Below are 24,838 nucleotides of genomic sequence, written 5' to 3' on the forward strand. Positions count from 1 at the left end.
CGGACACAGTTATGATGACTGAAAGCGCCCCCTCCTACGGCCTTTGGTTCCTGGTGGTTCTGAACTCGGCAATATTCATTCTCTTCGCTTTCAGCTTCTTCAAGCCGAAAACGCGCCGCGACTGGCGCTCGTTCGGTGCATTCAGCGCGTTTCTGGTTGCGCTGTTCACGGAGATGTACGGGTTCCCCCTTACTATATACCTGCTCTCAGGGTGGCTTCAGAGCAATTATCCAGGCGTGGACTGGCTGTCGCACGATGCTGGGCATCTGCTCGAGATGCTATTTGGATGGAAGGCGAACCCGCATTTCGGGCCGTTCCACTTGCTGAGCTTCGCCTTCATCGGGGGCGGCTTCGTGCTGATCTCTGCCGCTTGGAAGGTGCTTTATGAAGCCCAACAACGATCCACACTCGCGACGGCGGGCGCCTACGGCTATGTGCGCCACCCTCAATACCTAGGCTTCATTCTCGTCATGTTCGGATTTCTGCTGCAATGGCCGACGCTACTCACGCTCGCGATGTTCCCGGTTCTCGTCATCATGTACATCCGGCTCGCCAAGGGTGAGGAACGCGCCGCGCTGACCGAATTCGGTGACACATATCGTCGTTACATGACCGAAGTCCCCGGTTTTATTCCGAGGTTTGATAGAGTTGTCGCGCGCAGGCCATGGTGAGGAAACGTGGTTTCGTCCAAGGTTCGGTGCCTCGCCGGGAGGAGGCGGCGCTGCAGCATTTCGGGTCCGGCGTCATTGCGACAGATCGCTACACCTCCGGCATGGCGCCGCTTTGGGAAATCCGGCTCGCGTGGATTATGCGGGCCCTCATTCTGGCGACTGGCACCTTTCACCTTCTGCAGAGCGAGGTCCTTTACGGGCTTCTCTGCTTCAGCGCACTGGCACTCATCCTCGCACCTTCTCTCGTCGCGCACTCCACCAGGCTGACCATTCCGGTAGAGATAGAGCTATTCGTTCTGTGGTGGTTGGTCACCGACATGACGCTTGGCCGCTTCCTGGATCTCTACGGCACACTGCCGTTCTACGACAAAGCTATCCACTTCGGAAACTCCGGACTGCTGGCGATCATTTCGTTCTTAGCAATCTATGCGCTGAAAATGACTTGCCGCATAAGAACCGGCTTCGTCCTGAACCTGACCGGGATCTTCCTGTTGACCCTCGGCGCGGGCGCGCTTTGGGAGATCGTCGAATTCGGGATCGACGCGGTCCTGAACTCCGGCATGCAGGGATCGCCGGTTTTGGCTCCCCTCGAAGACACGATGTGGGACCTTATCGTGGACGGGATGGGCGGCCTTTTCGGCGGCCTCTTGGGCGCCCTCTACATGCGAGGATCGAGGCGCAGCTTGTCGCGCTGGAAATGCTTTGCCGCACGGGTCGGCTCAACGTGCTCGCGCTCTACGCCAAGGCGGACGCGCTCGAGACGCGAGTCATGGAGGTCTGTTCGGAGTAGATGGGGATCATTCGCGACATACTGAGCCAGGTCGACGCCGCGGTGGATACCGTGGCGCAGGACGGCTTTGTCTCCTCTTCTGGCGCCGTCGGCGACGTCATCTCTCCCGGAGCCGCGCTCCTCGTGGTGCTCCTCGGGATCAATGCGGTGATGCAGCTCCGCCCCCTGCCCTTCGGCACCGGCTTTGCTTTCGGCATGAAAGTGGCACTGGTGGGGATCTTCGCGCAGAGCTGGGATAATTTCAGCGTCATCTATGACATCGTCACGCGGGTGCCGGACTCTGTCGGCGCCTCGATCCTCGCGCTCACCGGCTCGGGCGACGAAGCCGGGGTCTATGAAAGCCTCGACAATATGGTCGCGCGCATCACCGCCTATGGCGACACGATCGGCGACCGCGCCGGCTGGGTCTTCGGCGCGGTCCTGGGCGCGATCTTCTTCGTCCTCTCCGCCGTCTTCGCCGCCGTCACCGCAGGGATCATCGCCTTCGCCCGCATCGTCTTCGCATTGATGATCGTGATCGCCCCCTTCATGATCGTGACCTCGCTCTTCAAGCCGACCCAATCCCTCTTCGAGGCCTGGACCCGCGCCACCATCGGCTATGCGCTCATGCCGGTCGCCGCAGCAGGCGCCGCGGGCATCATCGTCGCCATCGCCGAGGCCATCGGGGATGCTTCCGCCGATCCCGGTGACGTGGAGACCGTCAGCCTCATCCTGCCCTTCCTCGTCATCCTGATCCTCAGTGCCGGGATCATGGCCTCGGTCCCCTACATCGCCTCCAACCTCACCGGTGTCGTGGGCATTGCCTCGAATGCCGTGGGCCTGACCGGCCTCGCGCGGCAGGGTTTCGTGAACACGCGCCAGTACGGCACCGGCGCGACCTCCCGCCTCGTCACCGGCAAGTCTCCGCAGGAACTGAACCAGATGGCCAATGCGGGCGTGGTGAAGACCGGCGAGTTGATCCGGCAAAGCCCCGGCGCGCTTCTCTCCGCCGCCAAGGCTTTCCGCAAACCCTGATGTGAAAGACGACGACTTTGAAGAAGCTTGTGACCAGTTCCTCCGCACCTGACCGCGACGCTTTCGAGGCGGATTTCATCTACGGGCCAAGGCGGCGCGAGCGTTTCGCCTGGTTTGTCGCGGCGGCCGGCGTGCTGGTCGGCGTCACCGGCATGGTCGCCGGCGCGAGCCTCTTTCCGCTCAAGGTGACCGAGACCTTTGTGGTCGTTGTGGACAAGGAAACCGGCGAGATGAATCGCGTCGCGGCTGTCCAGGCGCTGACGCTCTCGGAGAGCGACGCCATCATTCAGGCCAATCTCGTGGCCTATGTCGATGATCGAGAGACCTATGACCTGACCGATGGCGAGCAACGCATCAACTCGGTGCTCGACCGCTCCGACGGCGACGCCGCCCGAACGCTGCGCGATCTCTGGTCCTCCACGAATGAGGATTACCCGATCACCGTTTACGGCCGCGACGCCAAGATCGAGGTGGTGATCAAGTCCGTGAACCAGATAGAGCGCGGCGTGGCCCAGGTCCGCTTCACCCGCACGCTGCGCCGTCCCCGCGATACCCGCACCGTGACCAGGTCCTACGTCGCCACCGTTGGCTACGACTTCCAACCCGAAACCCGCCAGCGCCTTCAGGACGTCTGGGCCAACCCCTTGGGCTTCGTGGTGACCTCCTACCGCGTCGACGCCGAGACCCTGGAGAACTGACCCCCATGAAATTCCTGCCCGCGCTCCTCACCATGTTTCTCCTAGCGCTTGCTCTTCCTGTTGCTGCCCTTGCCGAAGCCACGCCGCAAGGCGGTCCGCTCGACATCCGCATCCGCACCGCCGTCTACAACGAGAACCAAGTCTACCGGATTGAGACCGATCTTCGGCATTCGACGACGATCCATTTCGGGGCGGGTGAGCGGTTTGAGGCGGTGATTGTCGGCGACACCGAAAGCTTCCAGGTCGACCCGATCCCCGAGCTCGGCAACGTGCTGACGATCAAACCGCATGTGGCGAACGCCTCGACCAACATGACGGTGATCACTAACCGCCGTACCTATTCCTTCCACTTGCGAGAGGGCTCGATCCCGAACCGCACCGGCATGTTCTTCGAGGTGCGCTTCCGTTACCCCGACGAGGAGCGCCGCGCGGCAGTTGCCACCCAGCCCAAAGGCTTCGAGGCCCCGCGGAACTACAATTACCGTGTCTCGGGCGAAGGGGATTTCCGCCCCAGCCATATCTATGACGACGGGCGCTACACGTATTTCGTCTTCCCGGAGAACGGTCGCCAGCCTGCTCTTTTCAAGGCCGATGATCAGGGCCGTGAGCGCACCGTTAACTGGACCCAGCAAGGCAACACGGTCCGCGTCCTCGGAGTGAACACCTATTGGACGCTGCGCATCGGCGACGAGGCGATCTGCGCCTGGCGCGACGAGAGCGCCATCTATGTGAGCAACTGACCATGGCCGATCAACCCCCTCCCGACCTGCAGGACCGCCTTGATCAATTCAGCCAGCGCGGCAAGTCCAAGCGCCGCGGCAACAGCCTCGGGGTCGGCGCGCTCGCCGCCGCTCTCGCGCTTGGCGGCGCCGGGGTCGCATATTTCCTGGCGACCGGTTTGCAAGAAGGTGACAGCGCACTCGAAACCTCGGACGTCGAGACCTTCCAGGACCGTCGGACCGGCACCGGCGGGCGGCTGGAATTCCCACCCGACGAGACCGAGCAAAGGGTGAATGACGCGCTGATCGCCGTCGAGGAGGCGCTTGATGTGCCTGCGGCCCCTGCCCCTGAGCCGAGTGCCGAGGTGCTGGCCGAGATCGCCAAGCTCCGCGAGGCGCTTGCCGCCAGCCAGGCCGCGCGCAACTCGGAAATCCAGTCCGCCGTTGCCGACCTGCGCGAGGCCTTCGACGAACAGAAGGCGGCGCTTGAAGCGACGCTCGCCGCCAAGGAAACAGAGCTGGCCAACCTCCAGCGCCAGACCGAGACCCGCATTGAAGGGCTGCAGGCGATGCTTGATGCCGAGAGGGCGCAGCGCGAGGGGCTCGAGGCCGAGCTCGACCGCGAAGGGCTGATCGCTGACCAACGTCTTCTCGAAGAACGCCGGCGTCAGGAAGAGGAACAGCGCCAGCGCGAAGCCGAACGCGTCGCCGAGGAACTTCTGACCGCGCAGATCAAATCCCCCGCCGTGGTCTATGCCGATGGTCCGCGGGGTGGCCAAAGTGGCGCGGCAGTGGCTGATCCGGCGGCCCCTGGCACCGGGGGTCCGGTCCTGTCAGGAAACGAGCAGTTCCTGCAAAGCGCGCGACCGCTCGAGGTGCAGGAGGCCGCGCGCCTCACCCATCCCGAGCGCACGCTGACCCAAGGGTCCGTCATCCAGGCGGCGCTCCAGACCGCCATCAACAGCGATCTGCCCGGGTCCGTTGTCGCGGTCGTCTCCGAGCCGGTTCCGGCGTTTTCCGGGGACCGGATCCTGATCCCCCGTGGATCCCGCCTTTTTGGCCAATACCGCTCCGGCATCGAGATGCATCAGAAGCGTATCCTGATCCTCTGGACCCGTGTCCTGACCCCGGATGGTACCTCGATGGACATCGCAGCCGTGGGCGGGGACCAGCTCGGGCGCTCGGGCCTCACCGGTCTGGTCGACACCAAGTTCGCCGAGCGTTTCGGTGGGGCGGCACTGATTTCCGTGATCGGGGCGGCACCAGCCGTAGCAGCCGAGAGTGCCAACAACGAAACGACCAGCATCGTCCTTGGCGATGTCGGCAGCGATCTTCAGGATGCAGTCGGATCGGTCATCGCCGATCAGGTCTCGATCGCGCCGACGATCTATGTCGATCAGGGAGCCTCGGTCACCGTACTCGTGGACCGGGATGTGGTGATTTACTGATGGAGCAGGCGTCACCAACGTCCTACCTCGAGCGCTATCTCGATCCGTTCCGCGATCTTCTAAGGCGTGACGACGTGGTCGAGATCACGATCAACCCGGACGGCAAGGTCTGGCTTGAGGTCGCAGGCGACGCCACCATGCGCCACGAAGGCCAGACCGTTGATCGCACCACCGCCCTTAACATGGCCCAGACCATCGTTGGCGATGCCAAAGCCCGCGTCTCTGAAAAGAACCCGCTCGTCTCCGGCAAAGTAGAATACGCGGGCCGCCCGCTTCGGGTCCAGGTCGCCGTACCGCCCGCCATCGATCGCGGCGCCTCGATCACCATCCGACTTTTCGCCTCGGGCAGTGTCAGGGACTATGCCCCGACCTATCTCTTCGGCAAGGCGGTCTCGCTCGATGCGCTCCGCGCCGAGAAGATGAAAAACATTGCCAGACTCGCCGAAGGGAACCTCGAAGCCGCGCTGCAAACCCTGATCGAGGCGCGGCTCAACGTCCTGATCAGCGGCGGCACCTCGACCGGCAAGACCACTTTCGCCCGCCACCTCCTGACGCATGTCAGTGAGCACGAACGGCTGATCACCATTGAGGACGCCTTCGAGCTCTTCCCCGGCCAGCCGAACACCGTCGCCCTACTGGCCGACCGCGGTGCCAGTTCGCAACGCAGCGCCAACGCCCTCCTTCAGGCCTCCCTCCGCATGCGACCTGACCGGATCATCGTCGGCGAGTTGCGCGGCGCCGAGGCTCTGACCTATCTCGAAGCGATCAACACCGGTCATGGTGGGTCTGTCTCCACCATCCACGCGGAAACCGCTGAACTCGCCATCGACCGGTTGGCGATCATGGTGCTGCAGGCTGGCACACCGCTGACCTTCGCCGAGGTGCGGGAATACATCCGGAAATCCATCGATGTGATCGTGCAGCTCGGGCGCGCCGAGGGGAAGCGGGGGATTACGGAGTTCTATCTGCCGGGCGGTAGATGACAGGCCGACCACCCCGACACTGGAAGACCCTGAAAAGAGCCGCATAACAGCCCGAAACCGTGGGGTTTTTCTTCCTTGCAGAGTCCATTTGGGCTACACCCCCAATAAACTGCGGCACGGACCAATCCGTGGAGGCAAGATTTCAGGGTGGTCCCGTGACGGAAGAACAGAAGAAAAAACTCGAACAAAAACTATGGGATATCGCCAACGAGCTCCGCGGTCGGATGGATGCCGACGAATTTCGCGACTACATCCTCGGCTTCATTTTCTACAAATACCTGTCCGAACGCCTGCACATCTACGTCGATCAGGAGCTTCTCAAATCCGAAGGCCTTGCCTTCGCTTCGCTCGACGAAACCGACCCGGTCCACCAAGGCATTCTTGGAGCCGTACAAGAGAACTGCATCGATAGCCTCGGATACTACCTGCGCCCAAGCGAGCTGTTTTCGGAGGTCGCCAGGCGAGGAGCGGACCCGGGTAGCTTCATCCTTGCCGATCTTTCCGACACGCTGAACAACATCCAGAAATCCACCATGGGCAACGAGTCCGAGGAGGATTTCGTCAACCTGTTCGAAGATCTCGACCTGAACTCCAGCAAGTTGGGCCGCAGCAACGAGGCACGCAACACGCTGATTTCCAAGGTGCTGGCCCATCTGGAAGCCATAGACTTCGAACTGACCAATTCGAACTCGGACGTGCTGGGCGATGCCTATGAATACCTGATCGGCAAATTCGCCTCTGGCGCGGGCAAGAAAGCGGGCGAATTCTACACCCCGCAACAAGTCTCGACCGTGCTGGCCAAGATCGTGACCACCGGTAAGGCGCGGCTACGGTCGGTCTATGACCCGACCTGCGGGTCGGCCTCGCTGTTGCTGCGCGTGGCCCGGGAACTGGGCTACAAGAGGTCCAACAAATCCGTGGGCGAGTTTATCGGGCAGGAACTGAACCGCACCACCTACAACCTCGCGCGGATGAACATGATCCTGCACGGGGTGCATTACCTCGATTTTGATATCCAGCAGGAAGACACGCTGGAACACCCCCAGCATATAGGCCAGACGTTCGAGGCCATCGTCGCCAACCCGCCATTCTCCGCGAAATGGTCGGCCAACAAGATCTTTGAAAGCGACGACCGCTTTGCCGAGTATGGCCGTCTCGCGCCCGCGTCCAAGGCCGACTTCGCCTTTGTCCAGCACATGCTTCATCACCTGGACGAGGACGGGACCATGGCGGTCATCCTGCCGCATGGTGTGCTGTTTCGTGGCGGGGCCGAGGGCGCCATCCGCGAATTCCTGATCCGGCGTAACTGGCTGGATGCGGTGATCGGCCTGCCGGAGAACATTTTTTACGGAACGGCCATCCCCACCTGCGTTCTGGTGCTGAAGAAATGCAAAGAAACCGAGGACGTCCTGTTCGTCGATGCATCAACCTGTTTCCAGCGCGGGAAAAACCAAAACTGGCTTGACGAAGAAGACGTAAACCGCATCGTTGAGGCCTATCGGACCCGTGCCGAGGAAGAGCGGTTTACGCATCGGGCCCTTTTGGCCGAGCTCGAGGAAAACGATTTCAATCTCAACATCCCGCGCTACGTTGACACCTTCGTACCGGAACCGCCCGTCGACCTGGAGGAAGTGACGCTCCGCGTCGAACAGATCAATCTGGACATTCGCGACGTCGACGAGGAACTACGAGGATTCTGCGCCGAGCTTGGTCTGGAAGCTCCGCTATGAGACCACTTGTACCGGAACTTCGGTTCCCTGAATTCAAAGGACCATGGAAACCTGCGCGGGCGGGCGATGCTTTTCGCAACAGCAAAGCGAAAGGCGAGGCAGGGCTGCCGATCTATTCCGTAACCCAGGACCGTGGCCTCGTCCGCCGCGACAGCCTTGAACGGCACATGGGCGCGGATGCGGCGGATGAAACCAACCTGCGCGCTCAACCAGGCGATCTCGTGTATAACATGATGCGGATGTGGCAGGGCGCGGTTGGAATGGCGTCCGAGGAATGCATGGTCAGCCCGGCCTATGTCGTTCTGGCACCCGAGAAGGGCATCTCTTCGAAATTCTTCGATTACTGGTTTCAGAACCGGCACATGCTGCACCAGCTTTGGGCCTATTCGCACGGGCTGACCAACGACCGCTTACGCCTTTATTATCAGGACTTCGCCAAGATCCCGCTCGCGCTGCCGGATCAGCCCGAACAGGAAAAGATTGCGGCAGTACTCGACGCCATGAGAACGGCGGTGCAAAAGTCGGCCACGGAAGCGGCGGAATAGACTGTCCGCGGGCGGAGTAAAATCCGGCCACCTATTTTCCTTCTGCAATGAGCGCAGGAGGGACAGAGGATCTACACCGTGGAACTTTATCTGAAGGTCCGTCTGGCCGTCTCGGAAGGGATGAGCCGACGTCATGCAGCCAAACACTTCAACATATCCCGCGACAGCGTAGCGAAGATGCTGACGTATTCGACGCCTCCTGGCTATCAGCGACAATCGCCAGTCCGGCGGCCGAAGCTGGACGCGTTCGTTTCGACGATCGACCACTGGTTGGACGAAGACAGACACGTACCTCGCAAGCAGCGCCATACGGCCAAGCGTGTGTTTGACCGGCTTCGTGACGAATGCGGGTTCACCGGCGGCTATACGATCATCAAGGATTATATCCGGGAGCGGGAACAGCGTCGCCAGGAAGTGTTCGTGCCGCTTTCTCATCCGCCCGGCCATGCGCAGGCTGATTTCGGTGAGGCTACTGTCGTGATCGGCGGTATCGAGCAGAAAGCCCGTTTCTTTGTGCTCGATCTTCCGCATAGTGACAGCTGCTATGTACGGGCCTATCCTGCGGCGGTGGCCGAGGCCTGGGTCGATGGCCACGTCCATGCGTTTGCGTTCTTCGGGGCCGTGCCGCAATCGATCGTCTATGACAACGACCGCTGCCTTGTGGCGAGGATCCTGCCTGATGGCACGCGCAAGCGGGCAACGCTGTTCAGCGGGTTCCTGTCCCACTACCTGATCCGGGATCGCTATGGCCGTCCCGGAAAGGGCAATGACAAGGGTAACGTCGAGGGCCTTGTCGGTTATGCCCGGCGTAACTTCATGGTCCCCATCCCGCAGTTTGCGACCTGGGATGCGTTCAATGCCTTTCTGGAAGAACAGTGCCGCAAGCGCCAGCGCGACAGGCTGCGGGGTGAGAGCGAGACGATCGGTGAACGGCTGCAGCGCGATCTGGCTGCCATGCAGTCCTTGCCGGCGTCGCCCTTTGACGCCTGCGACCAAGCCAGCGCCAGGGTCACGGCACAGTCTCTCGTTCGCTACAAGACGAACGATTATTCCGTACCCGTCGCCTACGGTCATCAGGACGTCTGGGTCCGTGGCTATGTCGACAAGGTGGTGATCGGTTGCCGCGGCGAGGTCATCGCTCGCCATTCCAGGAGCTGGGATCGGGAAGATGTCATCTTCGACCCTGTGCATTACCTGCCGCTGATCGAGCGGAAGATCAATGCGCTGGATCAGGCGGCCCCTTTACAGGGCTGGGATCTGCCGGAGGAATTCGCCACACTGTGCCGCCTGATGGAAGGCCGCATGGCAAAACATGGCCGGCGAGAATACGTGCAGGTTCTTCGTCTGCTGGAAAGCTTCGATATGGCCGACCTGCATGCGGCGGTGAAGCAGGCCATTCATCTCGGCGCGATCGGCTTCGACGCTGTCAAACATCTGATTCTTTGCCGGGTGGAGCGCCGGCCGCCGCGACTGGATCTGTCGATCTATCCCTACCTGCCGAGAACAACCGTGGAGACGACATCGGCGAAGGCGTATATGGGCCTCTTGTCATCGGGGAAGGGAGAAGCGGCATGAGCACCGAAGCACCTGATATCCTGCTTGCCCACTACCTCAAGAGCCTGAAGCTGCCGACCTTCCAGCGGGAGTATCAGAAACTGGCCCGGCTTTGCGCCACCGAGGGCGTCGACCATATTGGATACCTCACCCGGCTTGCCGAGCGGGAGATGATCGAACGGGATCGTCGCAAGGTCGAGCGGCGTATCAAGGCAGCCAAATTCCCGGTCGTCAAAAGTCTCGACAGTTTCGATTTTGGCGCCATACCGAAGCTCAACAAGATGCAGGTCCTGGAGCTGGCCCGCTGCGAATGGATCGAGCGTCGCGAGAACGTCATCGCTCTCGGCCCCAGTGGAACCGGGAAGACACACATAGCGCTCGCCCTTGGCCTTGCCGCCTGCCAGAAGGGCCTGTCCGTTGGCTTCACCACAGCCGCCGCCATGGTCAGCGAGATGATGGAAGCTCGTGACGAGCGGCGTCTCTTACGCTTCCAGAAGCAGATGGCAGGGTACAAGCTGCTGATCATCGACGAACTCGGCTTCGTGCCGCTCTCCAAGACTGGCGCGGAACTGCTGTTCGAGCTGATCTCGCAGCGATATGAGCGGGGCGCCACCCTGATCACCAGCAATCTGCCCTTTGACGAATGGACCGAAATCCTGGGATCCGATCGCCTGACCGGCGCTCTGCTCGACCGCGTCACGCACCACGTCAACATTCTCGAAATGAACGGCGACAGCTATCGTCTCGCCCAAAGCCGCGCCCGAAAGGCCGGCTGAAACCCTTCAGAAAATCGCTACGCAGGCATGAGACCCCCGCTCGGGCTACGCCCTCCCGCGGGCCTCATGCCTGCGTCCGAGGTGGCCGACTTTTGCTCCGCCCCGTGGCCGGTTTTTACACCGCCGTTGACAGCCCTGCCCCGTTCTCAAGACTTTCGCGGCCCTCGGGTCCGTAGATTCGATCGAGCGAGGCCAGCGACTGCGCAATCATCGCGACACGGCCACCATAGCTTGCCAGCGAATGGATCGCGCGCTCGAGATAGGGCATCGCCCCCATCTGCTGGAATTCGTCGATCATCATCATGACAGGCCAGGGCTCGTCCTGGCCTGGTTCGTTAAGGCGGATCGAGGCGATGAGATCGGCGAACATCAAGCGCAGGAGCGGAGCAAGGGTTGCGATGTGATCCTCGGACACCGCGATGTAAAGCGACTGAGGGGTCTTCCGGAAGGTCGAGAAATCAAAGTCGCTCGCCTCGGTGGCCGAGCGCACCGCCGGGTTGTCCCATTGCTTGAGACCTGCGGTCATCAGCGCCTGGCCGCGAAGGAAACTGGGTGAACCGCCGGTGGTGTTCCTGCGGGTCGACGGTAGTGCTTCGAGCTAGGCCTTTGCCGTTGTGTGTCCGACATGTTGCAATGAACTGAGCCGACCCTGTCCGCAATTGCACGGCCTTCAGCTCAGAGGACTACACGTGCATGAGGCATCGGCAGTGGATCAGTAAGGGCAGTCCGGCCCCGGCCGCAAAACGCCCTCCGCAGTGGCGCGGCCCAACGCAACATCTTGACCGCGCTCAGTCAGCTCGAGCACCCGATTGTCGTCGTATTGGCCCAGCCGCACCAAGCCGAAGGTCTCCAGTGAAAAGGCGGTCGAAGTGAGTTCGTCTCGTGTGGCTGCAAGCGCAATTACTCGGAGCCAATCCAAAAGGACGAGTTCATGCATTCGGTAGCACGGAGCCCGCTCGAGCGCCCGCAATACAGCCAAAGCTCGATGCGTTTCTTTGATGGCTTCAATCGGCGCGACACTGTTAGACGTCATAAAGGATTCACGCCCATCACCAAATCCGCCTCCTTCATTCAGCCCGGTTATTGGCCTGATCTTGAAGCCCGATCAGACGAGCCATTAGGTCATCGAAAGCGATGGCGCCTGACTGAAGCAGCCCCGCTTCCTGCATTTTCTGGTAATCTTGGGCCAGCGCCTCCAAGGCTTCACCCTCTGGGATCAGGCAAAGCGACCCTGAGACGGCATCGGCATAGTTTATCGTCGCACCCAAACGATCTGTTTCGCGGAAAAAGTGCTGTTTGTGCTTCGCAACATCTTGAGCAAGCGTCTTATCTTCCAGCGCCCGTGCAGCGATACCCACAGCCTGCAGGCGATCAAGATCGTACCAGTGACGCGCATAGCGGTCGCCGCCTCGAAACGTGCCTCGCAGGCAATAGGCATGGATAGCTGTCGCCTTCTCCCAAAACGTCCGTTCGGCCATCATCACACGAGGCGTGGCGACGGGCATGAGCAACTCAGGTATTGCTTGGGAGAGGTCACATAACACCTCGTGACGCTGCGCCGGTTCACCTGTGGACCTGGCGCCAAATTCCAACAAGACCGATGGACGAACATACCCGCTTGCGCTGCGCACCGCGTCGTAGTCCAGATAGATCTTGTCACCTTCTACACGGGTTTCTGCCGGGAGCGCCGCTGCCTTGACCTTGTCCGACAAATTGGGGGCCACTTTTGACGCCACCCACTCGCCCAAGCGATCCCGAACGGCTTCGGTCCATTTCTGAGCTTGCGAGCGGCTTGGCGGACATGGATCGTCGGGATCCTTGATCAGATCGGGAATGATCTGCCTGATGTCATATGTCAGATCGACATCTTCTGAGAACCGGTCAATCGCCTTGTAGACCTTGGACAGCGAGGTTCCGCCCTTGAACACCAGGTGTTCGCCGAGAGCACTGTCGAACAAGGCGTCAAGCACCCAGACGACCCAAATATCCTTTTCCAACAGGTCTGCAGGCCGCCCCAATTTCGAGGCAGCCACTTCCAGCGCGTCGATCTTGTCTTCACGCGACAGCGAAAAATAGGTTTGGCTTTCGGTCATTGCAATGACGCAAGCGCGCTAAGTTCCTTTGCCATCCAGGTCGGCGCAGAGGAGCGAAGGCTCAGAAGCTCCCGCTGCTCCTCTTCGTTCAACGTCGCTTTTATCCGCTTCAAAGCATGAGCAGCTTCGGACTTGCCGAAATAGGCGAGCGCCCGAAAGGCGTGCCCGGCACGGCTGTTGGGCGCTCGAAGCTGCCAGCTCGGCACATGTTTAAGCTCGACGCTTTGCGCTCCGAGCTTCAGATGACGGCTCGGCCCGGAGGTCCAAAAAACTTGACGGGATGGATTCTGCGTCGAAATGCCGAGTAGGTTCGCTGCCGACGCTCCGCTTTGCGACACGCGCTCACCTGTTGATTTCGCAATGTGCTCAACCACGGCCTCAACCGAGGGCGCCCGGCTCCCAAAGCGGGTTTTCACGGGCAAAGCGAACAATCCCCGCTTCACACGCATAATCTCCCCCCGCCGAACCAACCGCGACAACGCCTGGTCGACCGCCGCACGCTCTCCGAGGTGCAACAACTCCCGTGCCGACAGGGTCGCACCCTCCGGCAGCGCTTCAGCATAGGCCTTGATCGCTTGAGATGTGGTTTGCATGTTCGCCTCCATGTGTCAGATATATAGCTTGGTTTCTGACAGTTTTCAAGGTAAAAGCACCTACAACAACGAAGGGAGCGTGCTGGAGAAGCCAGCTTAACGAATTGATTTAAGACAGTTATGAACTTGATATGTGCATTGAACCCCTCAGAAAACGAACAGTAAGCGGAAAGCTCTATACCCGACGGGATGAGATTAGTGCGTTTATCCGCTTGAGCCTTGATTGGCCCTTTGATGAACTCCTGGACAAAGCTGCGATGCGAGATCGGCGGCACGCCGACTACGTGCCTTCCGAAGTGCTGCTCTATCACCTGAGACAAACCAAGACCGACAATGCAGATGGCCGGTTTGTGGCACTTTACAACATTTTGTTGGATCGGATTGAAGCCGCCTGTCCCCGGCCCAACAGCCGACGCGGCGATAAGGATGTCGAGGATTTTCGCGTCGCCGAGATCCGCGATAAAACAATAGAACGTGTGACAGAGCTCATGTTTGAGGACCGGCGAGGCTACGTAGAACAGCTTGACGCATATGAGGTGTTTTTTGACCGGGCCGTTCGCTCCGTCCGCATAGACAAATTCCGGCAGGTAAGTGGTCGGGAAAATGCCACCGAATCCGTTGTGCGCCACGATGGCAGTGAGGATATCCGCGAGGAAGTCGAAGAGGCGCTTGAGCGATACAAAAAGTCAGGCCTGACAAAAGAAGAAGATTTTGATTACCGGTTTCGCATACGTCGCGCGATTGACGCCTTACCCGAGGAAGAACGAAAGGTGATCGATTTGATGCTCGCAGAGATTCCCATTGAGACAAACAAAGACGGTGAGCCTTCAATGACCCAGCTGCTCGGCTGCGTCGAAAAAACCGTACGAAACAGGCGTGATCGTGCGTTTGAAAAGATCAGACGTGCACTAAAACTGGAGGACAATGATGACCAATAGAGAAGATGTCCTCAGCGACTTCACGATTGAGCCTGAAATGTCGCCTGCCGTGCTGAAAACCTATTTGAGCAAATACCCTGAATTTGCAGACGATCTCTTGGATTTGTTCCACGAGCTGACAATGAGCGACATGGAAGCGGTCGAGGCAAGTCTCCCGCTTGAGACCAAAGCTATGAAGTCCAGCGTCTTGCGGGTTCAGAAGGTCGAGCAAGCACTGTACGGCGCCGACGTTCGTGAACTCTCAAAGTCGTTGGGTTTGCCGCGGAGTTTCCTCATGGGGTTGCAAGCAAGTGTTGTCCATATTGGCTCGATGCCGATTTCGCTCCTTAATAAGCTCGCAAAACTGCTGGATGTGAGACTGCAGGATGTCATCAGCGGCATGCAAATTGGCGATCAACAGGCCGTTGCGATGAAATCTGATGTGAAACCTGAAGCGCAACCGGCCATCGAATTCCAAGATTATGTAGACCAGGCTGGATTGACCGAGGAGGAGCAACGCGCATTGCAAGAGTTGCTTGCAGATGATGGATCGGATTGAAGCCGTTCGTCGATGCGCCGCGCGTCTTCATACTGAGTGTAGGAGCAAGGGAGGCGATCCAACCCAGCCCTATTCGTTTGCTCTTCAAGAGGCAGAAGCTCGGGATTACGAAGTCCGCAAGCTCGCTCCAGACCATCCGCAGCTCAAAGGTGGACGGGCGCTCTTGCAGCCGAGAGCCAAAGTCATCCTGCATGAGGATACGGGCATTGAGTTCTTAAATGCGTTTCTTGTTGCCCATGAGATAGGTCATGATGAATTTGGCGGGGGCATTGATGTCCAGCCAACCATGAACATCGATCCGGCACGATCGTCTGATCCGGCCTCAGTTGGGGCGGATCGCGTTGTCGATTACAGCAACCGTGCTCGCCAGGAAGTCCAGATGGATATGTTTGCGCGAGAGTTCCTCTTTCCGCGCAGTTTGGCCTGGTCATGGCATGTCGAAGACAACCTTGGCGCAGGGGAGATTTCGGAGCGCCTTGGCGCCCCCTACGACATGGTTGCGGTTCAGCTATTTGATGCGCTTTTGTTACCGGTGTTGGAGGAAGCGCCGGATATCGCAAGCCCGCCCAAACCATTGAACCGCGAGCAACAGATTGCCGCGGATCATCACGGAAAGGCGCTTCTTCTGAAGGCGGGACCCGGGACAGGCAAAACCCAGACTCTCGTTGGCCGCCTGTCTGTGCTTCGAGACCGTGATGTGCAGCCAGAATCCATTCTGCTCCTGACATTTTCCAACAAGGCCGCAGGAGAGATGACCGACCGGGCCCTGCGGGTTTGGCCGGAAGCGGCTGGTGCCGCTTGGATTGGGACCTTTCATTCATTTGGGCTTGATATCCTGCGCAGGTTTCATGACCGCGTGGGTCTTCCCGCAGATCCACGTATGATTGATACGACTGAAGCCATTGCCCTGTTGGAGGATGAATTCCCACGGCTGCGTTTGAAGCATTTCAACGAACTTTGGGATCCGACAGATACCCTGCGCTCTCTCCTTTCAGCCATTTCGCGGGCCAAGGATGAGGTAGTCGACAACATCCACTACCGTAAACTCGCCGAGCAAATGATGGAGGCCGCAGACACAGAGGAGGATATCGAGGCAGCAGAAAAGTGTCTGGAGATCTCAGCCGTCTATGATCTGTATGAAGGCCTGAAGGCGGAACGCGGCGTAGTAGATTTTGGTGATCTGGTCGCTCGACCGACAATGCTCGTCGAAAGTGACGCGGATGTTCGCGAGAAACTTCAACGACTCTATGACCATGTTCTGGTGGACGAATATCAGGACGTAAACCGGGCCAGTGTGCGATTGTTGAAAGCGCTGAAGCCCAACGGCACCAACCTGTGGGTGGTGGGAGATGCCAAACAATCAATTTACCGGTTTCGAGGCGCATCCTCGTACAACATTGATCGATTTGAGACCGAGGATTTCTTAGGAGGCGAAAGTCTCCCACTCAATATCAATTACAGATCATCACAAGAAATATGCGACACGTTCAAGGGTTTCGCTCAAACGCGCATGGCAGCTGCCGGGGCGGGCTTTGAGGCCACGGCGTTTAAGGGTACTAATGGGGTTAGCCCCGTGTTTGTGGGTGTTGATGCCAAGGATCGTGAAATAGACGAAATCGCCTTCCGAATAAAACAGGCCTGCAACGAGACCACGTCTTTCAGTGATCAGGCCGTAATATGTAAGGGCAATGCGAGACTGGCAGAAATCGCCGCTGGTTTGGAGGCGCGGGGGATTCCGGTCTTGTTTCTTGGACCCCTCTTTGACCGACCAGAAATCAAGCAAGCGCTTTCCGTCCTTTCCCTAGTGATTGATCCGCGCGCCATGGGACTTGCCTGCGTCGCGTCTCTCCGCCCATTTCAACTGGCAATTGAGGATGTCTCAACCTGTGTTGATGCGATTCGTGCCGCTAGAAACACGCTGCCCTTGGACTGGAGGCAAACGCTTTCGGGCCTAGACGACATCAGCGAGGAGGGTGAGAAGTCCCTCTCAAGGCTGATTGAGGTGTTTGGGGAGTTTGAACCCACTTCATCGGCCTGGCGCGTGATTACAACTCTCTATCTCGACAAGACGCGCTTGGCCGCCGAATTTGCGAAGGGAGCAAGATCAGGCAACGCAAATCCTGCGATTGCGCTGTGGCAGTTTCAGAACTTTCTGAGATCAACATTGCCGAAAAAATCCGGGTACCCCATTCGCGATCTTCTCGATCACATCCGACGCCTTGTCATAGTGTCAGATGAACGTGACTTACGCGACCTGCCTGAAGCTGCACAAAGCCTCGACGCTGTCCGGATCATGACCATTCACGGCAGCAAGGGCCTTGAGTTCAAAGTCCTTCATTTGCCGGCATTGACCAGCCGATCCATTCCGCTGTCAGCTAAGCAAAATCGCGGACTTGCACCTCCTGACGGCATGATCGAGGGTGCACCCTTTAAGGGCTGTGACGCGCTCACGTCCGGGCATGACGAGGAGCAGCAATGTTTGTTTTTCGTCGCTTTATCCAGAGCGGAGGAGCGACTGGTACTTTATGCCTACAGCAAGCGATCGAAGTTCGTGGATGACATATCTGGTCATGTTCTGAACGAATCTCCGCAATCGGCATCGGCTGAAGGTGCGGTATCAACGAACGGAATAAAGTTGGAGGTTGATGGCATCGCTCGCATATCGCCTTCTGAGCTTGCGACCTATGAGAAGTGCCCACGGCGATTTTTCTTTGCGCATGTGTTGCAGGTTGGCGGTCGTCGCGCAGAGTCGCCCCTTATGCGTATGCACAACGCAGTCCAGGGCGTTGTCGATGAGCTGACGTCTCGTTTGAACGATGAACCAAGCGAAGCCGAGCTCGCAGCCATTATGGATAAGGCGTGGATGGAAAATGGTCCGGCGGATCATGGATACGCTGCCGAGTACCGTCAAATCTCAGACGAGCTGCTGAGTTTTTTCCGATTGCTCCGCACAGGCGAAAAACGGCGCGCACCCACCCCAATTTCCTTGAAATTCGGTGAGGCAGAGATTGTCGTATCTGCACATGAGGAAGTCGATGCTGGGTCTGGCAGGGTACTGCGGCGCATCAAAACAGGACGCAAGACCACGAACGCTGTCGAGTCCTTAGATGCGGCTGCGTTTCAACTTGCCGCTGAAGGCCACGGCGAGGCTGAGTTCGTGTTCTTGACAGGCGCGACGCAGGACCGATTGACCATGAGCAGTACGAAGTTGGGGAACCGGAAAACAAAGATCGCTCAAGCTGCAATTGAGATCCTAGAAGGGCATTTCCCCCCAAAACGCAGCGATCGCTGTGCCCGCTGCGCATATTTCTTCATCTGCAGCGAACCGCCCTCAGGCACGCTCCGAAAAAAAATCGGATCAGGCTTACCGGATTCCTCCTGACGCCGCGATTGTCCTTGTGAAGGCGCAGACATGAGGTTTGCGTCCGCCAACTTCTTAAGGACGAACACAATGAAATCGCAAGGAAATGATCCTCGCTTCCCGGTTTTCATCGCCGATGAGGGCCTCAACTTCAAAAAACACGTTTTCGATGACCCAAAGGTTCTCGGTCGCCAGTTGATCGAAGCTGCCGACGGGCATCCTGTTGATGAGCATGTGGCAATCGCCATTTTGCCAAATGGGGACTTCGAAGACATTCGCCTCGACGAAAGCTATGATCTGCGCGGTCGCGGTGCTGAAAAAGTGCTGGTCGCGCGGACGGACCGTGTCTTCAAGTTTAAGATTGACGACAAGGATCTTGAATGGCCGCGCGCGTGCATCAGCGGATTTGTACTGCGTAAGCTTGCTGACCTGCCGGAAAACTACAATCTCTGGCAGGAAATCCCGGGCCAGCAGGACCGCAAGATTGCTGAGAGCGATGTCATCAATCTCGATGCCAAGGGTGTGGAGCGGTTCATCTCGCTCATCGATCAGACGACGGAGGGGGACACCCTTCCTTCGTTTGATCAGACTTTTCTGGTGGACCACGGCTATCAGTTCGAAGTCGTTCAGGAAGGCCGTGAGACCGCCATCATCCTGAAGTCGCTCGAGCTGCCTGAAGGCAAATTCAATGTCGAAGCCGCGGATATCCTTGTACTCCTGCCAGCCGGGTATCCCGATTGCGCGCCTGACATGTTTTATGCCTCTCCGCATTTGACGCTGGCGAACGGTCAAGTCCCGAAAGCCTGCACAGTGCAGCACACTTTTGCAGGTCGTGTTTGGCAGCGCTGGTCGCGCCACAACAACGCCTGGCGGCCCGGCATTGATGGTTTGCGCACGATGGTGGCACGGATCAAAACAGCTCTCGCCGAGGCGCGGCCATGAAGGGCCCGTTGGATGTTATTCTGGCTGGTCCGCACGAAGCCGGTATCCGGTCCCTGCTCGCGCAGGGTGCCGGTGCTGAGCGTTCAGCCTACATGCTTTTTGGGACGGCGGCGATCGAGAAAGACCCCTGGACGGACACTGCTCGCACACGGCTAATTTCGCATGCGTTCATCGATCTCGATGATGACGACGTGGTCTCAGCCTCCGAGCGCCACGTGACGTGGCAAACCGACAGCTTCATGCGATTGCTTGGTCGCGCCAAGTCCGATGGTCTGGTTCCCGCCATCATTCATACCCATCCAAAGGGGCGGGCCCGTTTTTCCAAACAAGATGACCGGAACGAGGCGGAACTTGCGCGGACCGCCCTGATCAAGGGTGCATCCGGACTGATCAGCGTTTTGATAGCGAGCGACGGCGAGATTGCCGTGAGGATTTGGCGCTCGGCCGAAAAGCCAACGGCTATCGCGCGTATTCTTCACACAGGACCGCGCCTGACCCTCACCGCGGAGAACGGCAGCAATCTGGGCTTCCTGGACCGTCAAACCCGACTCTTCGGCGATCAGGCCAATGCAATGATCACGCAGTTTCGGTGCGGCATTGCCGGAGGGGGTGCTACGGGAAGCGCAGTGTTGCCCTTGCTGATGCGTCTTGGCGTGCGCGAAGCGGTCCTTTTCGAAAAGGACCATGCTGAAGATACAAATCTCAACAGGCTCCATGGCGCACGACAGGAGGATGTTGATGCTCATCGAGCCAAGGCCGACATTCACGCGCGGACAGTTGCGGAGGCCAATCTTGGTATGTCGTTGGCAACCATCGATGCCTGGGCCGGAGAGCCATGCACATGGGATGCGTTGAAATCTTGTGATGTGATTTTCTGCTGCACGGATGACCACGCCGGTCGGCTCTTTCTGAACCGCTTCGCCCGTTTCTATGGCATTCCGGTCATCGATGTCGGGCTCGCAATGCAGCGTCGTGATGCTCAGTCGTTCGATCTCTTTGCCCGGGTTACCACCCTTGTGCCCGGACACCCCTGTCTGCTTTGCGGCGGGTTCATCAACCCGCAACGCGCTCGCGAGGAGGCCTTGCAGCGAACTGATCCAGAGGCCTATGAAAAACTGAAAGAGGAAGCCTATCTGCTCGGTGAGGGTGATCCCTCCCCTGCCGTTGTGACCTTCACGACAGAGGCGGGTGCCATGGCGGTCAATGAATGGCTGACCGGTATTACCGGGTTCGCCGGAGCAAACGGAATGGCACCGACGCGGATGCGACGGTTTCACGCGCGCGATGAGCGTTTTCCTGAGATTTCGCCGCGCCCGGGCTGCCCGTGTTGTGATGCAACTGAAACTCCGGGCCGGGGGGACATGACGCCCTTTCTGGACATGGTGACGTGAGATGAAAAAGTTATTGGCAAACCTGCTTCGGCAGATTGGAGTACTTAAGTATGATTATCTGGTGAGCAGGCAGGACGCCTTCCCGCAAACGCCTGAAACAGAACCGGACGAGTTAGTCCTGGTCGAGAGCGGCGCGATCCAAAAATGGGCCTGTCTCTCCTGCCCTGGCGGCTGTGGTGAGAGGATCGCTTTGTCTCTCAACCCAGATCGTCGACCTCGCTGGAGCATTAGCACAGATTTCTGGCAAAGACCCACACTCCACCCGTCGGTGCACCAGCAAAACGACTGTGGGTGCCACTTCTGGGTAAAGAAGGGTAAGGTTCACTGGTGCAAAGGTGGACGGCCGCAAACGCCAAAAGAGAAAGCAGGACGACACAAATGCTAAGCGAGCGAACAAAGCGACCTGTGCGCCTCGAACTACAACCCGAGCAATCGGGGGCAAAATCATGCGGTTCGCATTAGACGACGACAAACGAGTTGAAGCCAGCCCAGGCGCCAAAGGCAGATGCCCTGGTTGCGGCGATGACCTCATTGCCCGATGCGGAACCAAGATGGTCTGGCACTGGGCGCACAAAGGACAACGCCACTGCGACCATTGGTGGGAAAACGAAACGCAGTGGCATCGGGATTGGAAGAACCAATTCCCGACAGATTGGCAGGAGATCGCTGCGCGCGACGAACATGGCGAGCTTCACATCTCAGATGTTAAGACATCCAAGGGCTTGGTGGTTGAGTTTCAGCACTCATACATCAAGCCTGTAGAAGCGCGAACGCGGACAAGGTTCCACAACCCTATGTTTTGGGTTGTTGACGGAACGCGTCGTAAGACCGACCGCAAGCAGTTTGCAACCGCGCAAGCAGACGGCGTGAAGCATCCGACAAAGGACGGGCTGGTTGAGCAGCTCTGGGTTTACGATTCAAGGTTGCTAAAGGAATGGGTCCATGTCGGCGTGATCGTAGCCTTTGATTTTGGGCAGGACACGGTGTGGCTTCTTCGGAGAGTCAAAGGTGACTGGGCCTATGGATTTGCCTATCCGAAACGATCACTTGTCGAGAACATTTTAAAGGGAACTCCGATACCGGACGTGTTGTTTGGCAAACCTGTTAGGCAAACGGTGCGGTACCGTCAGCGTCGTGCCAGGTTCTAGCGTTCGGTTTCCATCAGGTTCAACTGACACAGATCTTTTTGGGACCGCAGACCCTCAGGCCTTTGCGGACAAACCTGCATCCTCCATCTGCTCGCGGTCCGGCAGGTCCTGCAGGGAAGGCAGGTCGAAGGCAATCAGGAACTGTTCTGTCGTCACGAAGGTGTAGGGCGCCCCTCGCCGAGGAGACCGCGGACCAGTTCCGATCAAGTTGCGCGCGTGCAGCCGACCGATCAGGTCCCGGCTGATTTCCTTGCCGAAGATGTCTTTGAGACCGTCACGCGTGATCGGCTGGTGATAGGCGATGGCCGCCAGGACCGCGACGTCGAATTCACTCAAGTCCAGCAGTTGGACGCCGACATCTGCCGCCGCCTGGATCGCGGGCGCGTAGATAGCCCGCGTCCGGAACATCCAGCCGCCGGCGACCTGGGCGATCTCGAAGGCCCGCCCCTCCAGATCGGTGGCGAGGTCCTCGACGAGCAGATCAACCGACACCCCCTGCCCCACCACGCGGGCAAGGTCGTCGCGCGGCACAGGGGAGGCAGAGGCGAAGAGCACCGCCTCGATGCGGCGCATCCACTCCCGCCAGCGCAACTCTGGCGGCAGGTCGGGCAGCTCGCGGTCAAGCTCGAGGTCGGAGCGATCCTTTGCCATCCCTACAACCCGTAGAGCCGGAAAGTGTCGCGCCCGGTCAGCTCGCGCACCGCGCCGAGGGCAACCAACCTTTCGCAGAGCCGCCGCGCGGCGCGATCCGGCAAGGGCAAAGTCGAAGGCGCTACAGCATCGCGGGTCAGTAACATCTCGACCGCGTCGCCAGCTCCCTTGGCCCGGAGCTTGGGTGCGACCGCCTTCAGATGCGCCGCCCGAGGGGCAAGGTCGGCGGAGAGACGCACGACCTCGACGGCCGATGAGACGAGCGCCCGATGGCAGGCGAGCCTCAAGTCGTCACCACGCTTGCGCAGGTCAGCGCGTTTCAGGCCCACAGCGAGCAGCGGCACCAGTTGATCCCAACCGAGTGCTTGGGCGATGGCCGTATCCGCCAGGATCAGCGCCGACACGTCTGCACGCGGTGCCTCAGTCAACACTGCCTCCAGCGCCATTGCGGCACGGGTCACCGGCGCCCCTCTCCCCGCATCGAGCCACGTAGCGATCTGGCCCGACTCGAAGGCCGACAAGGCCCGACCAAGAGATTTGATTGAAATCGACCGTTCCACTGCGCGCCGCCAGACGAGGAAGGTTTCGCCAGCTGGTCCAGGAAGATCGCCGGGCCGCAACAGGTGCACCGCATCGCGCAGCTCCCCTACCCGCTCCGACCTTCCAAAGAACGCGACGCAAGCCTCGGCCGCCCGCAGCGCGAGCCGATCCCGCAACAAGGCTTGGGGCACCTCCGCGCGTCCTAGCACAACATGCAGGTGGTTCAGCGCCGCGCCCGACAAAAACGCAACATCTTCAAGGGTTTCAGCGCGTGCAGAGGTGACCCAGGCGGGCATCCGGGGTAGTGTGTCGGGGTCGCTGATGTGATCTGGCCGGGCAAAAGTCATGCCTGAAACCTACATCGGGGCGGCGCTTTTTGCCAGAAAATAGCATATAAACCGCCCCATCTTGCATGATCCATTTATGTCCAATAAGGTTGCATTATCGGACGTAAAAATGATATGCGTAGAAACATGGTCTTCAGCTCATGTTTCATCACTGGACTCGCCCGAAATCGGCCCTTTCGTCGAGCTCGTTCGTATTTCATTGGTGATCAAGGCTTGAGCTCAAACACTGGACCCCTGACGAAATACCAAACCAGGTTGAAGCGGACCAAATTCGAGTCGGGGTTCGTGAGACTGGGTAGAGCAGTATTCGTGAGACTTGCGGTGGTTCGGACGCTTCCTGGCATTTTGGAATGTTCTCTCGTCGACCTGCGCGAACCCATGTCCGGCCGAAGGCCTTCAGCTCAACGAGAGAGGTTCTACTATGAACGAGGATGACGATCGGATTGCCGGAGGCTCCAACTCATGAGTAGGATGGAGCATCATGAGCAAGACGCCTGCGCATTTCAAAGGGCGCTGAATTCAAAGAAATTGTGGCGCCGGTCCAATGGCGCCACAATTGTTATTTTTCAGGCTTTGAGGTTAAGAAAGTCCGGCGGCCTCTTCTCAAAGAACGCGGTCAGCCCTTCCAGATGCGCCGCTGACTTTGCCGCTTGACCCTGCAGGTCTCGCTCCAGATCTAGTTGCTCATCGAGGGTGTTTTTATGAGATTGAGCGAGAGCGCTCTTGCTTAGGGCGAGAGCTTCTGTCGGCAGGGCGCAAAGGTGGTCGCGGAGAAGGGCTATTTCGGCATCGAACGCGTCATCATCAACCGCCTCCCAGATCAGCCCCCAGTCGGCCGCCTTTTCTGCAGTGATCGGCTTTGCAAGATAGGCAAGGCCACGCGCGCGTGCATCACCCACCAACCTTGGCAAGAAGTAGGTGCCACCACAATCAGGGATTAGGGCGATGTTGGAAAACGGTTGCAGGAACTTTGCAGACTTCTTAGCAACGACAATATCGCAGCTTAATGCAAGATTTGCGCCCCCGCCCGCGGCGACACCGTTAACGGCTGCAATAACAGGCTTGGCCATCGCCCGGATCTGACGGATCGCAGGGTTGTAAAGCCGATCCATCAGCCCAGCGAGATCTATCGTATTGCCGTCATCATCTGGTCGACAATCTGCCAAGTCCTGACCGGCGCAAAACGCGCGACCTGCCCCCGTAATGACGATAGCCCGACAGCCCTCATCGATTTCCATATCATCCAATGCGGCCTTGAGTTGCTTAAGCGTCTGCTCATTGAGCGCATTCAGGCTATCGGGACGGTTTAGCGTGATCTGACCCCAGTGACCTGATTTTTCGGATATTACAAAGTCTTCCATTTCAACC

The 24,838-nt window shown here is 58.9% G+C and carries 25 protein-coding genes; 18 read left to right on the top strand and 7 right to left on the bottom strand.

Annotation, left to right across the window (positions count from 1 at the left end; all coding sequences use genetic code 11):
• The first annotated feature begins 11 nt into the window (after positions 1-11).
• The 11 genes from V6766_RS13835 to istB all read left to right on the top strand — a co-directional run bounded on the left by V6766_RS13835 (position 12) and on the right by istB (position 10,928).
• Entirely contained in the window at positions 12-671 is a 660-nt protein-coding gene (locus tag V6766_RS13835) for a methyltransferase family protein (protein ID WP_448467332.1), read from the top strand.
• Complete coding sequence (locus V6766_RS13840; RefSeq protein WP_448467334.1) at positions 665-1,486, top strand: hypothetical protein; 822 nt, start codon at positions 665-667, stop codon at positions 1,484-1,486. Before V6766_RS13835 ends, V6766_RS13840 begins: the two co-directional genes overlap by 7 nt.
• Complete coding sequence (locus V6766_RS13845; protein ID WP_448467336.1) at positions 1,462-2,475, top strand: type IV secretion system protein; 1,014 nt, start codon at positions 1,462-1,464, stop codon at positions 2,473-2,475. Before V6766_RS13840 ends, V6766_RS13845 begins: the two co-directional genes overlap by 25 nt.
• Before the next feature lie 29 nt (positions 2,476-2,504).
• Complete coding sequence (locus tag V6766_RS13850) at positions 2,505-3,173, top strand: virB8 family protein (RefSeq protein WP_448467338.1); 669 nt, start codon at positions 2,505-2,507, stop codon at positions 3,171-3,173.
• Between the two features lie 5 nt (positions 3,174-3,178).
• Positions 3,179-3,913, top strand: coding sequence for a TrbG/VirB9 family P-type conjugative transfer protein (locus tag V6766_RS13855; protein WP_448467340.1), 735 nt, complete (start codon positions 3,179-3,181; stop codon positions 3,911-3,913).
• A 2-nt stretch (positions 3,914-3,915) separates the two neighbouring features.
• Positions 3,916-5,340, top strand: a complete 1,425-nt coding sequence (locus tag V6766_RS13860; protein WP_448467342.1) for a TrbI/VirB10 family protein — start codon at positions 3,916-3,918, stop codon at positions 5,338-5,340.
• Positions 5,340-6,323, top strand: coding sequence for a P-type DNA transfer ATPase VirB11 (gene virB11, locus V6766_RS13865; RefSeq protein WP_448467344.1), 984 nt, complete (start codon positions 5,340-5,342; stop codon positions 6,321-6,323). The genes V6766_RS13860 and virB11 overlap by 1 nt, the downstream gene beginning before the upstream one ends.
• A gap of 155 nt (positions 6,324-6,478) precedes the next feature.
• On the top strand, positions 6,479-8,053 hold the full coding sequence (locus tag V6766_RS13870; RefSeq protein WP_448467346.1) for a type I restriction-modification system subunit M: 1,575 nt from the start codon (positions 6,479-6,481) through the stop codon (positions 8,051-8,053).
• Positions 8,050-8,598 carry a restriction endonuclease subunit S gene (locus V6766_RS13875; protein ID WP_448467348.1) on the top strand — a complete coding sequence of 183 codons (549 nt, stop codon included), beginning with the start codon at positions 8,050-8,052 and terminating at the stop codon, positions 8,596-8,598. Before V6766_RS13870 ends, V6766_RS13875 begins: the two co-directional genes overlap by 4 nt.
• A 78-nt stretch (positions 8,599-8,676) precedes the next feature.
• Positions 8,677-10,173 carry an IS21 family transposase gene (gene istA / locus V6766_RS13880; protein WP_448467350.1) on the top strand — a complete coding sequence of 499 codons (1,497 nt, stop codon included), beginning with the start codon at positions 8,677-8,679 and terminating at the stop codon, positions 10,171-10,173.
• Complete coding sequence (istB, locus tag V6766_RS13885; RefSeq protein WP_448467352.1) at positions 10,170-10,928, top strand: IS21-like element helper ATPase IstB; 759 nt, start codon at positions 10,170-10,172, stop codon at positions 10,926-10,928. The genes istA and istB overlap by 4 nt, the downstream gene beginning before the upstream one ends.
• A gap of 115 nt (positions 10,929-11,043) precedes the next feature.
• On the opposite strand, the gene V6766_RS13890 is transcribed toward istB, so the two are convergent.
• From V6766_RS13890 to V6766_RS13905, 4 genes are all read right to left on the bottom strand, one after another.
• Positions 11,044-11,454, bottom strand: coding sequence for a type IV secretory system conjugative DNA transfer family protein (locus tag V6766_RS13890; protein ID WP_448467354.1), 411 nt, complete (start codon positions 11,452-11,454; stop codon positions 11,044-11,046).
• Between the two features lie 186 nt (positions 11,455-11,640).
• Complete coding sequence (locus tag V6766_RS13895; RefSeq protein WP_448467356.1) at positions 11,641-11,961, bottom strand: VpaChn25_0724 family phage protein; 321 nt, start codon at positions 11,959-11,961, stop codon at positions 11,641-11,643.
• 34 nt (positions 11,962-11,995) lie between these two features.
• Positions 11,996-13,021: a nucleotidyl transferase AbiEii/AbiGii toxin family protein gene (locus V6766_RS13900; protein ID WP_448467358.1), complete on the bottom strand. Its 1,026-nt coding sequence runs from the start codon at positions 13,019-13,021 to the stop codon at positions 11,996-11,998.
• A complete protein-coding gene (locus V6766_RS13905) occupies positions 13,018-13,614 on the bottom strand; it encodes a DUF6088 family protein (RefSeq protein ID WP_448467360.1) in 597 nt (198 codons plus the stop codon). The genes V6766_RS13900 and V6766_RS13905 overlap by 4 nt, the downstream gene beginning before the upstream one ends.
• Before the next feature lie 131 nt (positions 13,615-13,745).
• Here V6766_RS13905 and V6766_RS13910 point away from each other — a divergent pair, with 131 nt between their 5' ends.
• From V6766_RS13910 to V6766_RS13940, 7 genes are all read left to right on the top strand, one after another.
• Positions 13,746-14,552 carry a hypothetical protein gene (locus V6766_RS13910; RefSeq protein WP_239369255.1) on the top strand — a complete coding sequence of 269 codons (807 nt, stop codon included), beginning with the start codon at positions 13,746-13,748 and terminating at the stop codon, positions 14,550-14,552.
• A complete protein-coding gene (locus V6766_RS13915) occupies positions 14,542-15,090 on the top strand; it encodes a hypothetical protein (RefSeq protein ID WP_239369253.1) in 549 nt (182 codons plus the stop codon). Before V6766_RS13910 ends, V6766_RS13915 begins: the two co-directional genes overlap by 11 nt.
• On the top strand, positions 15,074-18,472 hold the full coding sequence (locus tag V6766_RS13920) for a UvrD-helicase domain-containing protein (protein ID WP_448467363.1): 3,399 nt from the start codon (positions 15,074-15,076) through the stop codon (positions 18,470-18,472). The genes V6766_RS13915 and V6766_RS13920 overlap by 17 nt, the downstream gene beginning before the upstream one ends.
• A 69-nt stretch (positions 18,473-18,541) precedes the next feature.
• On the top strand, positions 18,542-19,393 hold the full coding sequence (locus V6766_RS13925) for a multiubiquitin domain-containing protein (RefSeq protein ID WP_448467365.1): 852 nt from the start codon (positions 18,542-18,544) through the stop codon (positions 19,391-19,393).
• Positions 19,394-19,401: 8 nt separating this feature from the next.
• Entirely contained in the window at positions 19,402-20,784 is a 1,383-nt protein-coding gene (locus tag V6766_RS13930) for a ThiF family adenylyltransferase (protein WP_448467367.1), read from the top strand.
• Between the two features lies 1 nt (position 20,785).
• Positions 20,786-21,169: a DUF6527 family protein gene (locus tag V6766_RS13935; protein ID WP_239369247.1), complete on the top strand. Its 384-nt coding sequence runs from the start codon at positions 20,786-20,788 to the stop codon at positions 21,167-21,169.
• Between the two features lie 61 nt (positions 21,170-21,230).
• On the top strand, positions 21,231-21,932 hold the full coding sequence (locus tag V6766_RS13940; RefSeq protein ID WP_239369246.1) for a competence protein CoiA: 702 nt from the start codon (positions 21,231-21,233) through the stop codon (positions 21,930-21,932).
• Positions 21,933-21,986: 54 nt separating this feature from the next.
• Here V6766_RS13940 and scpB read toward each other — a convergent pair whose 3' ends face one another.
• From scpB to V6766_RS13955, 3 genes are all read right to left on the bottom strand, one after another.
• Positions 21,987-22,583 (bottom strand): SMC-Scp complex subunit ScpB, encoded by a 597-nt coding sequence (gene scpB / locus V6766_RS13945; RefSeq protein WP_448467370.1) that lies wholly within the window; start codon positions 22,581-22,583, stop codon positions 21,987-21,989.
• 2 nt (positions 22,584-22,585) lie between these two features.
• Entirely contained in the window at positions 22,586-23,470 is an 885-nt protein-coding gene (locus V6766_RS13950) for a DUF1403 family protein (protein ID WP_448467372.1), read from the bottom strand.
• 566 nt (positions 23,471-24,036) lie between these two features.
• On the bottom strand, positions 24,037-24,831 hold the full coding sequence (locus V6766_RS13955; protein WP_448467374.1) for an enoyl-CoA hydratase-related protein: 795 nt from the start codon (positions 24,829-24,831) through the stop codon (positions 24,037-24,039).
• Positions 24,832-24,838 lie beyond the last annotated feature (7 nt).

The sequence above is a fragment of the Martelella sp. AMO21009 genome, assembly GCF_053484295.1.